The 12948-nt window shown below is 72.1% G+C and carries 11 protein-coding genes and 2 pseudogenes; all 13 read right to left on the reverse strand.

All coding sequences use genetic code 11. From position 1 onward, the window contains the following. A partial coding sequence (locus NBX02_RS13725) for an antibiotic biosynthesis monooxygenase family protein (RefSeq protein ID WP_250291631.1) occupies window positions 1–776 on the reverse strand: 776 nt, incomplete at its 3' end. Then, the gene (locus NBX02_RS13730; protein WP_250291633.1) at window positions 777–2015 is read right to left on the reverse strand and encodes a beta-ketoacyl synthase N-terminal-like domain-containing protein; all 1239 of its coding nucleotides are present in this window, start codon (window positions 2013–2015) and stop codon (window positions 777–779) included. After that, a complete protein-coding gene (locus tag NBX02_RS13735) occupies window positions 2012–3325 on the reverse strand; it encodes a beta-ketoacyl-[acyl-carrier-protein] synthase family protein (protein ID WP_250285764.1) in 1314 nt (437 codons plus the stop codon). The genes NBX02_RS13730 and NBX02_RS13735 overlap by 4 nt, the downstream gene beginning before the upstream one ends. Window positions 3326–3537: 212 nt before the next feature. Continuing rightward, a pseudogene (locus NBX02_RS13740) lies at window positions 3538–3918 on the reverse strand (cupin domain-containing protein); the annotation flags it as partial. Window positions 3919–3962: 44 nt separating this feature from the next. Beyond that, window positions 3963–4469 carry an SRPBCC family protein gene (locus NBX02_RS13745; RefSeq protein WP_250285763.1) on the reverse strand — a complete coding sequence of 169 codons (507 nt, stop codon included), beginning with the start codon at window positions 4467–4469 and terminating at the stop codon, window positions 3963–3965. 122 nt (window positions 4470–4591) lie between these two features. Further along, window positions 4592–4852, reverse strand: coding sequence for an acyl carrier protein (locus tag NBX02_RS13750; RefSeq protein ID WP_250291636.1), 261 nt, complete (start codon window positions 4850–4852; stop codon window positions 4592–4594). After that, window positions 4849–6216, reverse strand: a complete 1368-nt coding sequence (locus tag NBX02_RS13755; RefSeq protein WP_250285761.1) for an acetyl-CoA carboxylase biotin carboxylase subunit — start codon at window positions 6214–6216, stop codon at window positions 4849–4851. Before NBX02_RS13755 ends, NBX02_RS13750 begins: the two co-directional genes overlap by 4 nt. A gap of 32 nt (window positions 6217–6248) precedes the next feature. Continuing rightward, entirely contained in the window at window positions 6249–6845 is a 597-nt protein-coding gene (locus tag NBX02_RS13760; RefSeq protein ID WP_250285760.1) for a biotin/lipoyl-containing protein, read from the reverse strand. Continuing rightward, window positions 6842–8617, reverse strand: a complete 1776-nt coding sequence (gene accA, locus NBX02_RS13765) for a carboxyltransferase subunit alpha (RefSeq protein ID WP_250285759.1) — start codon at window positions 8615–8617, stop codon at window positions 6842–6844. The genes NBX02_RS13760 and accA overlap by 4 nt, the downstream gene beginning before the upstream one ends. Next, entirely contained in the window at window positions 8614–8979 is a 366-nt protein-coding gene (locus tag NBX02_RS13770; RefSeq protein WP_250285758.1) for a TcmI family type II polyketide cyclase, read from the reverse strand. The genes accA and NBX02_RS13770 overlap by 4 nt, the downstream gene beginning before the upstream one ends. Before the next feature lie 515 nt (window positions 8980–9494). Beyond that, on the reverse strand, window positions 9495–11717 hold the full coding sequence (gene recD2 / locus NBX02_RS13775; RefSeq protein ID WP_250285757.1) for an SF1B family DNA helicase RecD2: 2223 nt from the start codon (window positions 11715–11717) through the stop codon (window positions 9495–9497). A gap of 33 nt (window positions 11718–11750) precedes the next feature. Beyond that, the gene (gene mftE, locus NBX02_RS13780; protein WP_250285756.1) at window positions 11751–12515 is read right to left on the reverse strand and encodes a mycofactocin biosynthesis peptidyl-dipeptidase MftE; all 765 of its coding nucleotides are present in this window, start codon (window positions 12513–12515) and stop codon (window positions 11751–11753) included. Next, window positions 12512–12948: pseudogene (locus NBX02_RS13785) on the reverse strand (hypothetical protein); the annotation flags it as partial. The gene mftE and the pseudogene NBX02_RS13785, both read right to left, overlap by 4 nt.

Below are 12948 nucleotides of genomic sequence, written 5' to 3' on the forward strand. Positions count from 1 at the left end.
GTCGGGCGCTGCTGCGGGGCCGCCCCCGGCCTGGGGCGGGCGTTCGCGCCGGCGGCGTCCGCGCCGATGGCCGCCTCGGGGCTCGCGCCGGCGTTGACCTCGTCCTCCGGTGGGCGGGCGACGATCGAGAAGATGCGGCGGGAGAAACCGCGGTCGAGGAAGGGGATGAGCTGCCTGGTGCGGTCGCTGTGGTTCGGGTCCCCCACCCAGGCCAGGAAGGCCTGCTCGGAGGCCCATTCCGCCAGCAGGTGGAACGTGCCGGTGCCGGGCTCGTGCAGCAGTTCCTCCCGGACCCGGCCGGCCACTCCACGCATGGCCTCGGCGACCTCGAGGAACGCCTGCTCGAACGCGTCCTCCTCGCCTTCGGGCACAGTGGTGGTGACCAGCACCCGCACCGCCGGCCCCCGCCCGTCCAGGGTGTGCAGCACGTCGTAGGTGTTGCGTTCGGCGTCGTCGCGCAGGTCGCGCAGGGCGGCGGTGAGCTGGTCCCGGTGCGAGCTGCGCCCGAAGGCGTCCAGCGCCGAGCGGTTCTCCCAGTCGGCCACGATCACGTACTCGCCGGGCCGGTCCGGGTTGCGCATCAGGTCCTGGCGGATGTTCCCCGGCACCGTGCTGATGACCTCCGCGGCCTTCAGCCAGGCGCTTTCGAACTCCTGCTCACGGCCGGGACGGGCACGCATGCGCAGCAGCGTGCGCACCGTGTCGGTGGCGGTGCCGAGCGCCGTGCGCACCACCGCCCCGACCCCGGTTCCGCCGGTCGCGTCCACGTTGGGCATCTACTTCTCCTCCTGCTGATAGCGATGTAGGACGACCGACGCGTTGAACCCGTCGAAACCACGGGCGTTGATCATCGCGGTGGTGACCGGCGCGGGGGTCACCTCGGCGACGAAGTTCAGGTCGCATCCGGGCGCGGGCGTGCGGACGCCCGCCGGCGGCAGCAGGTCGTGCCGCATGGCCAGCAGGGCGGTGGCCGCGTCCAGGGCCGCCCCGCCCTGGTAGATCCGCCCCACCAGCGGCTTCTGCGTGGTCACCGCCGGTGATGCCGAGCCGAACGCGGCCCGCAGCGCGGCGGACTCGTCACGGTCGGCGGCGGGCAGCCCGAGCGCGTCGGGGAAGACCACGTCGACGTCCTCGGGACGCCGGCCCGCCCGGTGCAGCGCCGTGGTCATCGCCCGGGCGTACTGCTCCACGTCGAAGCCGCCGCGACGCCGGGACGGGCGGCCGTCGAACGTGGCCGCCGCCCCGGCGATCTCCCCGTAGATCACCGGGGCGCCGCGGGCCAGGGCGTGGCCGAGGTCCTCCACGACGAAGACGGCACCCCCCTCCCCGGGGACGTAACCGTCCGCGTCGACGTCGAACGGGCAGTAGGCGCGGGCCGGGTCGGTGCGGGACGTCATGGCATGGTTGTGCTGCTGGCAGGTCAGCGCGTACGGGGACAGCGGTGCCTCGGTCCCGCCGGCGAGCACCACCGGGGTCCCGCGGCGGACCAGCCGCGCCGCGTGGGCGAAGCTGTCCAGGCCGCCGGCGCTCTCCGACACCAGGACCACCGACGGCCCCTTCATGCCGTGCCGGATCGACAGCTGCCCCACCGTGGCCGCGTAGAACCAGGCGATCGACTGGTAGGCGCCGACCGTGCGGGACGAGGAGCTCCACAGGTGCTGCAGCTCGCGCTGGCCGAACGCGTTGCCCCCCGAGGCGCTGGCGAGCGCGACGGACATGTCGTACGGGTCGAGGGCCTCCGGGTCGATCCCCGCGTCCGCCAGGGCCTGGCCGGCGGCGCAGAAGGCCAGGTGCGTCCACCGGTCCGTCTGCACGACGAACCGGCTCGGCATGTGCTCGGCCGCCCCGAAGCCCTCGACCTCACCGGCCAGGGTGGTGTCGTAGCGTGACGGGTCGAACTGGGTGATGCGCCCGATCCGGGTCTCCCCGGACAGCACGGTCTTCCAGTACGTGTCCACGCCGATCCCGCTCGCGCAGACGATCCCGATCCCGGTGATCACAGCGCGCGGCGTCACCGTCCGGCCCCCGCTTTCCTCTTCCCAGTGCCCTCCGCGGCCGGCAGGCCGTTGGGAGCCCGGAAGACCATGGCCGACTGGAAGCCCCCGAAACCGCTGCCGACCGACAGCGCGACGTCGACCTTGTGCTCACGTGCCGTGTTCGGCGTGTAGTCGAGATCGCACTCCGGATCACGGTTGGCCCAGTTCGCCGTCGGCGGGACCACCCCGTGCTCGATGGCCAGCGCGCAGGCCGCCATCTCGATCGCGCCGATCGCGCCGAGCGAATGGCCGACCATGGACTTGATCGAGCTGACCGGCACCTGATAGGCGTGCTCGCCCAGCGCCCGTTTGAAGGCCGCCGTCTCGTGCCGGTCGTTCTGCTTGGTCCCCGAGCCGTGGGCGTTGATGTAGGAGACGGTGGTCGGCGCCAGCCGGCCCTGCGCCAGCGCGTCGGAGATGGCCCGGGCCATCTCCACCCCGTCGGGACGCAGCCCCGTCATGTGGAAGGCGTTGCTGCGGGTGGCGAAACCGGCGACCTCGCAGTAGACGTGCGCGCCGCGGCGGCGGGCGTGCTCCCACTCCTCCAGGACGAGGACCGCGCCGCCCTCGCCCAGGATGAAGCCCTTGCGGTCCCGGTCGAAGGGCCGGGAGGCGTGCTCGGGATCGGAGTCGTCCGGCGACGTCGCCTTGATCGCGTCGAAGGAGGCGAGCGTGACCGGGGAGATCGGGGAGTCCGACGCACCCGCGATCATCACGTCCGCCTCCCCGTCGGCGACGAGCTGGTAGCCGTAGCCGATGGCGTCGATCCCGGACGTGCAGCCGGTGGAGACGACCTGCGCCGGGCCGTGGGTGCCGAACTGGCAGCCGACGTCGGCCGCCAGGCTGCTCGGCATCAGCGCCTGGTACAGGAACGGCGACGCGTAGTCGGGATCGACCAGCCACTGCTGGCCGCTGTCGCTGGCCACGACGTACTCGGTCTCCAGCGCCGTGGTGCCCCCGACCGCCGTGCCCATCGTCACGCCGGTGGCGTCCGCGGTCGGTTCGTCGAGGACGAGCCCGCTGTCCGCGACGGCCTCGGCGGCGGCGGCCATGGCAAACTGGATGTAACGGTCGGAGCGCCGCACCTGACGGGGGGTGAGCCCGGCGGCGGCCGGGTCGAAGTCGCACTCGGCGGCGACCCGGGACCGGAACGGCGACGCGTCGAAGAGGGTGATGCGCCGGGTGGCCGTCCGCCCCGCCGTCACGGTGGACCAGAACGCCTCCCGCGTCACCCCGCCCGGCGCGACCACGCCCACCCCGGTCACCACCACGCGGCGGTGGCCGCTCACGCCGAGGCCACCGGATCACCGTCGGCGCGCTCGGTGCCCACCTGGCCGGTACTCACCTGGCCGGGGAGCAGCGGCTCGGGACGCGCCTGGCCGGCGGTCACGGTCACGGCCTGCCGGGCGCCCCCGCCCCCCCGGGTCTCCCCCGCGCTCCCGGCCTCTTCGGCCTGCCCGGCCTGCCCGGTGCCCTCGGCCTCCGCCGTGCCCTCGGCCTGCTCGGTGTCCACGTGCCCGAGTTCGGGACGGGGGGCGAGGGGTCCGAGGTGGAAGACCACCGACGCCGGCTCGGCCCCGGTGTTGCGCAGCCGGTGGCGCGCCCCGACCGGGATGTAGAGCCCCTCGCCGGCCGCGACGGCCACCGGTACGTCGTCGCAGTCGACGACGATGCCCCCAGTGGCTACGTACAGAAACTCCTCACTATACGGATGGTAGTGTTCGGCGATCTTCTCGCCGGGCAGCAGGGTGGCCACGCCCATGAAGCCCGAGGTGCTACCGACCGTGCGTGGACCGAGCAGCACCCGTAGCTCTCCCCCGCGCCGCCGGTCCGGCGGAACATCACGGACGGCCACATGTCGACAGCAGGATGCGACAGCCATCTCCGGTACTTCCTCTCACTCGTCATGCGCCCGTTCTCACCGGCTTATGCGCCCGCGTCGCGAGCCCCACCGGCCGCGCCGGCCACACCGGCACCGGCCCCGCCGGCCGCCAGCTTCTCGACCTTGTCCCGGATGACCTCCATCTGGATCACCGAGTTGGTGTTGATCCGGACGGTCATCGCCTCGTCGTCGACCGGCGCGTCCGGGCGCATGGCGAAGTCCTGCACCCATGTCATCCGGACGCCGCCGTCGGCCTCCTCGTACGACCAGTAGATGTTCATGTACTGGAACGGGCCGGGCTCGACCCGGTGCGCGCGCACCTCACGCAGGCCGCGGTCGACCGTCCGCTGGCTGACCCACGACCAGATCTGGCCGTTCTCGTCCGGATGCATGGTCAGCCGGAAACGGACGGTGTCCCCCTCGCGTTCGAGAACGTCCACCGAGGCGTACTCCGTGAACAGGTCGGGCCAGTTCTCCAGATCGTTCGTCGCGTCCCAGACGACATCGAACGGGGCGGCGATGAACACCGACTTCTGTGTGTGTCCCGGCATCTCCTACGAGACCTCCCTGAAATTGTCCCGGCATTTTTCCCATCGGCTTCCGCGCACGGGGCGTCACCCACGTGCCTTCGTTCGCGGTCCTTTTTCACGGGCCTGCGCCCGTGACGCCGCCCTCAGCGGCCCTCGTTCGCGACGGCGGCGATTTCCCCCACGGTCATCGTGACGGCCTCGTCGGGAACCTCCACACCGAACCTCTCGACCAGCACCGCCTGTAGCTCGAGGACGGCCAGCGAGTCGATCTGCAGCTCCGTGAGCGAAAGCGACTCGTTTCCGGCGAAAACGTCCGGATCTACGCCGGCCCGCTCGACGAGAATTTCGCGGATCGTGGCTGATGTCACGACGGACCGGGTTTCCCCAGTAGCTTCGACACTCATTTCCGCACCTTTCCGGAATCCGTTACCAGGCGGTCGACCAGGCTGGTCGAATACCGCCCCTTGCGGAACTCGGTGTCGGCCAGCACACGTTTGATGAAAGGAATCGTGGTACGTACGCCGGGCCCGTCGACGTCGAACTCGCCAAGCGCGCGCTCGGCCCGGCTGAGCGCCTCGGCCCGGCTGGGCGCCCAGACCGACACCTTGGCCAGCAGCGAGTCGTAGTACGGGCTGACCCGGTAGCCGGGGAAGCCGTGGGTGTCCACCCGGACGAACGGGCCGGCCGGCGGGGTGAAGCGGTCCAGCCGGCCGGCGGCCGGGGTGAACCCGCGGTCCGGATCCTCGGTGTTGACCCGGCACTCGACGGCGACCCCGCGCAGGACGACGTCCTCCTGCCGCAGCCGCAGCGGTGTGCCGGCCGCGACATGAAGCTGCTCGTGGACGAGATCGCAGCCCGTCACCATCTCGGTGACCGGATGCTCCACCTGGATACGGCTGTTGATCTCGATGAAATAGTGGTTCTGGTCCTCGTCCACCAGGAACTCGACCGTGCCCAGGCCGGTGAAGCCGACCGACAGCGCCCCACGCACCGCGTCCCGGCACATCTCGGCCACCCGGTCGGGATCGAGCTCGGGCGCGGGCGCCTCCTCCACCAGCTTCTGGTGGCGGCGCTGCACCGAGCAGTCCCGGGTGCCCAGGTGGATGCCCGCGCCGTGCGCGTCGCAGAGAATCTGCACCTCGACGTGACGGGCCCGCTCGAGAAAGCGCTCCACGTAGATCCGGTCGTCGCCGAAGACCGCCCGCGCCGCCGCCCGGGTGTCGGCGAACGCGGTCGCGAGCTGCGCGGCCGAGCGCACGACCGTCATGCCACGGCCACCGCCACCGGCCGCCGCCTTGATGATGACCGGATAGCCGATGGCATCGGCGATGTCGCGCGCGTCGGCGACGCTGCGCGCGACATCGGCGCTGCCGGTCAGCAGCGGCAGGCCCGCCCGGCGCATCAGGACCCGGGCCACGCTCTTGTCCCCCAGCGAGGCCATCACCGCCGGCGGCGAGCCGATGAACACCAGGCCGGCGTCGGCGCATATCTCCGCGAAGTCGGGATCCTCGGAAAGGAACCCGTAGCCGGGATGGACGGCGTCCGCCTCCGTCATTCTCGCGGCCTCGATAATGGCCGCCGCGTTGGCGTAGCTGCGCCGCGACGGCGGCGGCCCGATACACACCGCTTCGTCGGTATGGCGATGGACAAGCGAGTCCCGGTCCGCCGTCGAATAGACGCTGACGGTCCGGATACCGAGCTCACGGCATGCCCTGGCCACCCGTAGCGCGATCTCGCCGCGGTTCGCGATGAGAACTTTCTGGAACAAATCTTCACCCCCCGCGTGAAATGAGAATCCCGCTACGGCGCTATTTCGACGAGAACCTGGTCGAACTCGACCGCCTCCCCGTTCCCGACGCAGATCCGGGCCACCGTCCCGCCGATGTCGGCGGTGACCGGGTTCAGCAGCTTCATCGCCTCGATGATGCCGATCGTCGCGCCCGCGTCGATGACGTTCCCCACCGCGACAAAGGGCTCCGCCCCCGGTTCGGGCGCGTGGTAGAAAGTCCCGACGATCGGGGCCGTGACAACAGCCACGTCGGCGTCCACGGTGTTCTCACCGGCGCTGTTCTCACCGGCGCTGTTCGCGGTGGCGCCGTTCACGGCGGCCCCGGCTGCCGTGGCGCCGTTCACCGCGGCGCCGTTCGCGAGAGCACCGTTGACGCCGGCGCTGTTGGCGAGGGCGCCGTTTCTCACGGCCGGCTCTCCGGCGGACGGTGCCGGGACGAGCACGCCGATGCCTGCCGCCCCCGACCACTCGACCTCGATGGCGACATCCCCGGAGCAGAGGCGGATGCGGCCGAGCTGGCCGGGCAGCTCCCCGGCCAGCCGGGTCGCGTGCTCGTGCAGCCGGCTCAGGACGTGCTGGCGCTGGTCGCTGGTGCTGGCCGGTCTCATACGGCCTTCTCCTCGTGTCGTTCGCGCGGCTGCGGCGGCGCGATGTCGGTGGGGGTGACCACGGCCGCCTGGCCGAAGCGGCGGAAGCGCGAACGCCGGGCCCGGATCAGGTGGGCCGCCGGCAGTGACAGCAGCGGGCGCAGGGCCTCGAGCACCGCCTGACGCAGCAGGTTGCCGGCGGCGAGGTGATCCGTCTGGGAGCCGCCGAGCGGCTCGGGCACCACGGCGTCGACGATGCCCAGCCGCAGCAGCCACGGGGCGTTCAGGCCAAGCGCGCGGGCGGCCTCGGCCGCGGCCCGCGTGTCGTTCCAGAGGATCGACGAGCACGCCTCGGGGCTGATCACGGAGAACACGCCGTTCTCCGCGACCAGGACACGGTCGGCGACGGCCAGCGCCAGCGCGCCGCCGCTGCCGCCCTCACCGGTGATCACCGCGACGACCGGTGTGGACAGCGCGGACATCCGCTGGATGGCGTGTGCGATCGCGGACGCCTGCCCCCGCTCCTCGGCCTCCCGGCCGGGGTAGGCGCCGGGGGTGTCGATCAGCGTCACCACCGGCAGGCCGAGCCGTGCCGCCAGCGACATCACCCGCATGGCCTTGCGGTAGCCCTCGGGCTGGGGCATGCCGAAGTTGTGCGCGACGAGCTCCGGGGTCGAGTGCCCCTTCTCGGTCCCGACCACGGCCACGGCAAGCCCGTCGATCTCCGCGATGCCCGCCACGACGGCGCTGCAGTCCCCGTACAGCCGGTCACCGCGCAGTTCGATGAAGGAGTCGAACGACCGGGCGAGGTAGTCCCGGACGGTGGGCCGGGCGCTGTCCCGGGCGAGCCGGACGGTCTCCCACGGGTCCCGCTGGACCAGCCGCTGCGGGTCGGTGATGAGCACGCCGGAGCCGGCCGGCCCGTCCACCGGCAGGTCATTCGGCAGGTCATTCGACGGGTCATTCGACGGGTCAACGTCCCGCTGCTCCCGCCGGCCGACGGCGAGCAGCCTGGTCAGCACCGTCCGCAGGTCCGTCCGGTCGGCGACGATGTCGACCTGCCCCTTGCTGGCGAGGAAACCGCTGCTCTGGAACTCGGCGGGCAGTTCCTGCCCGATGGTCTGCCGGATGACCCGGGGGCCGGCGAAACCCATCCGGCTGCCGGACTCGGCGACGATCACGTCCGTGTTGGTCGCGAACGACGCCGCCACCCCGCCGTAGGTCGGGTCGGTCACCAGGCTGATGGACAGCAGGCCGTGCTCCCGGTGCCGCTCGATGGCGATGCCGGTCTTGGCCATCTGCATCAGCGACAGGCAGCCCTCCTGCATCCGGGCCCCGCCGGAGGTGGAGACGATGAGCAGGGGGAGCGCCTCGTCCACGGCGAGCTCCACCGCCAGCGTTATCATCTCGCCGACCGCCGAGCCGAGGCTGCCGCCGAGGAAGCGGAAGTCCATCACAGCCACGACGAGCTCGTGGCCGCCGATGGCGCCGGCGCCGCACAGCACCGCCTCGGCCAGCTCGGTCTCCCGCCGGGCAGCCTCCCAGCGCTGGGCGTACGGCCGGGTGTCGGTGAACCCGAGGACGTCGAAGTGGACGGGCTCGACCAGCAGTGGCCGGAAGCTGCCCTGGTCGAGGAGCTGGTCGATCCGCTGGGCGGCGGTCAGCCGGTCGTGGTAGCCGCATTCCGGGCACACGTAGAGGTTGCGGGCCAGCCGTTTGCCGTAGACGAGCGAGGCACAGGAGCCGCACCGGCTCCAGGCGGCCACGTCCGCCTCGGCGACCGTGGCCCTCACGCGGCCTCCCCGGCGGAGCCGGCCTCATGGGCCACCCCGGCGGAGCCGGGCTCATAGGTGTAAAAACGCCGCGCTATCGCGTCCTCGGGTGACCGCCAGGTCGGCAGATAGGGCTGGATGTAGTGGGACAGCCGCTCGCTGACGCGGGCGAACTCCTCATGGCCGCGCGCGTTGTCCACTGCCCGCCGGCCGTCCCCGGTCGTTTCCAGCAGGTGGACGTAGAGATCCCCGAGCGAATAGAGCGAACGGTGGGTGACGCCGGCGATCCGCGGAAGTCCGGTCGCGTCCGATTCCGCGAAGATGCGCGCGACATCCTTTTCCGCGCCAGGTGTGATCTTGGCAACAATCAAGGATCTGTGCATATTTGGTGTCCCCCTCCACCGAACGGGCCGGGAAAACCCCGGGACCGGGGCCGGCGGGGTCACTGACCCATTCACGGCGACAACGTTCCGGTTCAGACCGACCCCCCTACCGAGAGTAAGGGTGATCACACAGCGCGTCCACCGCTGCCGTCTGCGTGACCTTTGGCGGAGAGCGGCCGCCCCTCCCCGGGGCCACCCGCACCAGCCCCGCCACACCAGCCCCACCGCATCAGCCCTGCCGCACCAGCCCTGCCGCACCAGCCCTGCCAAGCCGGCCGACCGACCGACCCGACGAGCGAGCCAGCAAGGACAGCCGGCCGACAACACCGGCCGGACAGCCGTCCCCCCGCCCCACCCAGGAAAGGTGAGCATGGAACGAGTACGGAAGCGGCTGCCACAGCGACTGTTTGTTCCCTCGTTCTCATGATCCGACCTCTGATCGATGATCAGGGCGGGTCCCGAAGGAGGGGGCCGGCTCAGGGAGACAGGCCAGGGCGGCCTGGGCACAGGCGGCGTTACGGAGCAGAGATCCGCAGCCGGTGGTCGAGGGCGGTGTGGCGGCGGCCGCCGCTGACCGTGCGCACGGCCTGGCCGATGGCGCGGTGCGACCCGACCAGCACCACCAGTCTGCGGGCCCGCGTGACCGCCGTGTACAGCAGGTTACGCTGCAACATCATCCAGGCGCTGGTGGTGACCGGGATGACGACGGCCGGGTACTCGCTGCCCTGCGAGCGGTGGATGGTCACGGCGTAGGCGTGGACGAGCTCGTCCAGCTCGGTGAAGTCGTAGTCGATGTCCTCGTCCTCGTCCGTACGCACCGCGGCCTTCTGCTCGTCGAGGTCGATGCCGGTGACCACGCCGAGGGTGCCGTTGAAGACGCCGCTGGCACCCTTGTCGTAGTTGTTGCGGATCTGGGTGACCTTGTCGCCGACCCGGAAGACCCGCCCGCCGGCCCGGCGTTCGGGCGTGTCGGGACGCGCCGGGGTGAGCGCCTCCTGCAACAGGGTGTTCAGCGCGCCGGCGCCGGCCGGGCCGCGGTGCATCGGCGCGAGCACCTGCACGTCCCGGCGCGGGTCGAGCCCGAACTTCGCGGGAATCCGCCGGGCCACCACGTCCACGGTCATCGCCGCGGCCTCCTCGGCCTCGTCCGCGGCGAAGAAGAAGAAATCCGGCAGGCCGCGCACCAGCGGGTGCTCGCCGCTGTTGATCCGGTGCGCGTTGGTGACCACCCCGGACTGCTGCGCCTGGCGGAAGACCTGCGTCAGGCGCACGTGCGGGACCGGCGTCCCCGCCGCCAGCAGGTCGCGCAGCACCTCCCCGGCCCCGACGGACGGGAGCTGGTCGACGTCGCCGACCAGGAGCAGGTGCGCCCCGGGCGCGACCGCCTTGGCCAGCTTGTTGGCCAGCAGCAGATCGAGCATGGACGCCTCGTCGACCACGACGAGGTCGGCGTCCAGCGGGCGGTCGCGGTCGTAGGCGGCGTCCCCGCCGGGACGCAGCTGCAGCAGCCGGTGCACGGTGGACGCGTCGTGCCCGGTCAGCTCGGTGAGCCGTTTGGCCGCCCGGCCGGTGGGCGCGGCCAGCACGATCTTCGCACCCTTGGCCTGGGCGAGCGTGACCACGGAGCGTACGGTGAAGCTCTTGCCACACCCCGGCCCGCCGGTGAGGACGGCGACCTTCTCGGTCAGGGCCAGCCGCACCGCCGCCCGCTGGGCGGGGGCGAGCTCGGTGCGCGTCCGCCCGTGCAGCCAGGCCAGCGCCCGGTCCCAGTCGACGTCGGCGAACGCCGGCATCCGGTCGGCAGGCGCGCGCAGCAGCCGCCGGAGCTGGCCGGCCAGGGAGATCTCCGCACGGTGGAAGGGCACCAGGTAGACCGCGGCGACGGGGACGTCCGGATCCTCCCCGGGGATCTCCTCGCGGACGACGCCCTCCTCGGTGACGAGCTCGGCCAGACACTCGATCACCGCGCCGGTGTCGACCTGCAGGATCTTGACCGCCTCGGCGATCAGCCGCTGTTCGGGCAGGAAGCAGTTCCCGTCCCCGGTGGACTCCGACAGGGTGAACACCAGCCCGGCCTTTATCCGCTGCGGGCTGTCGTGCGGAATCCCGACGGCCTTGGCTATCGTGTCCGCGGTACGGAACCCGATGCCCCACACGTCGGTGGCCAGCTGGTACGGCTGTGTGCGCACCACCTCGACCGACCGGTCGGCGTACTGTTTGTAAATACGCACCGCCAGCGACGTCGACACCCCGACGCCCTGGAGAAAGACCATCACCTCCTTGATGGCCTTCTGTTCCTCCCAGGCGGCCGCGATCGCCTTCGTCCGTTTGGGGCCGAGTTTCGGGACCTCGATCAGCCGTTCGGGATGCTGCTCGATGACGTCCAGGGCGTCGATACCGAAATACTCGACAATGCGCTCGGCGAGCCTCGGCCCAATACCCTTGATCAGCCCGGACCCGAGATACCGCCGGATACCCTGGATCGTCGCCGGCAGCACGGTGGTGTAGTCCTCGACGTGGAACTGCCGGCCGTACTGCGGATGCGAGCCCCACCGCCCCCGCATCCGCAGCGACTCGCCCGGCTGCGCGCCCAGCAGCGCGCCCACCACGGTGATCAGCTCGCCGGACCGCCCCGTGTCCACCCGGGCGACGGTGTACCCCGTCTCCTCGTTGGCGTAGGTGATCCGTTCCAGCACCGCATCCAGCACCGACCCGTGGAACGGCTGCGCGGCTGCCATGGCAAGTACCGATATCACGGCCGGCCGCCGGTTCTACGACGGGCTCCCGCCGTTCCGCGGCAGACTGTCACAGGGCGAATGCGGACTGTCATGAGATGGCGGCAGACTGTCGTGCCACTGGTCGGCCGCGGCGGCGAGCTGCCGGGCCCAGGCGTCCAGGATGCGCGTTCCGGCCCGGGCGGAGGAACCGGTGGGATCACCCAGCACGCCGTTGGGGCTGACCGCGCGCACCCCGGACTCCCGCAGCACCGGCAGGAGCTCACCGATCGGACGGGCCACCCCGGGCTCGACCCGGTCGAGGCGCACCGCCTGCCCGCGCAGCGCGAGCATCGCCGAGGTCTCGGTGCGGCCGGCGTGGGCGTCGTCCGCGGGCCCGCCGGGCAGCCAGGCGAGCACCCGCCGGCCCTCGCCGCGCAGCCTGGCGACGGCGCGGCGCAGCGGCGCGGCGTTGCCGCCGTGCCCGCAGACCAGCAGCACCCCGGCGAACGCGTCCGCCGAGCGGACAAGCTCGACCAGCAGCAGCTCGACGCCGTCCTGCCCGATCGACAAGGTGCCGGGAAAGCCCGCGTGCTCGCCGCTGGAGCCGTACGGCAGCGCCGGCGCGACGAGCACCCAGGGGCGGGCGCGGGCGAGCCGTTCGCACAGCGCCGTGGCGAGCTCGGTGTCCACGGTGAGCGGCAGGTGCGGCCCGTGCTGCTCGGTCGCGCCGAGGGGGACGGCGAGCACGCTGCTGGCGGCCCGTCCGGCCACCTCGGGCCAGGTGAGCTCCGCCAGCCGCCAGGGCCGCACAGCGGTCACGGCACGTAATTCCCGCCCAGGATGCGACGCGCTCCCGAAACCAGCGCGTGGCATGGTCTCAGGCGGGATGCACCGCGGGCCTGCAGGACACGGCGAAGGTACGCGGTCACCGTGCCGGTGCCGGGCCAGCCGGACAGCTCCGGGAGCAGCGGCGCGAGCGTGCCCGCGCGCGCGGCGCCCCACCAGACCCCGGCGCCGTAGGCGGCGTCGTCGAGCGTCCGCAGCAGCAGCCAGCGCGGCGGATCCACGTCCGGCCGCCGCTGGTACCACTCGTACAGGTGCCGTCCCAGCGCCAGGGCCAGCAGCCACCTGCCCCGCCTGGTGCCCGCCAGCAGCGGGACGGCCGCCGGCCACCAGGCGCCGGTCACCGCGTCGGCGAGCAGCCGGCCCGCGCCGAGATGCCCCAGCGCCGCCACCCGCAGCGCCCCGGCGG

It is taken from the genome of Protofrankia sp. CiP1_Cm_nod1 (assembly GCF_920888515.1).
Lineage (GTDB): Bacteria > Actinomycetota > Actinomycetes > Frankiales > Frankiaceae > Protofrankia.

What these genes read in the sequence shown, in the direction of transcription:
- NBX02_RS13745 (WP_250285763.1), bottom strand. Translation starts at nt 4,469, where the DNA reads ATGCCGGGACACACACAGAAGTCGGTGTTCATCGCCGCCCCGTTCGAT.
- NBX02_RS13750 (WP_250291636.1), bottom strand. Translation starts at nt 4,852, where the DNA reads ATGAGTGTCGAAGCTACTGGGGAAACCCGGTCCGTCGTGACATCAGCC.
- NBX02_RS13760 (WP_250285760.1), bottom strand. Translation starts at nt 6,845, where the DNA reads ATGAGACCGGCCAGCACCAGCGACCAGCGCCAGCACGTCCTGAGCCGG.
- NBX02_RS13770 (WP_250285758.1), bottom strand. Translation starts at nt 8,979, where the DNA reads ATGCACAGATCCTTGATTGTTGCCAAGATCACACCTGGCGCGGAAAAG.
- recD2 (WP_250285757.1), bottom strand. Translation starts at nt 11,717, where the DNA reads ATGGCAGCCGCGCAGCCGTTCCACGGGTCGGTGCTGGATGCGGTGCTG.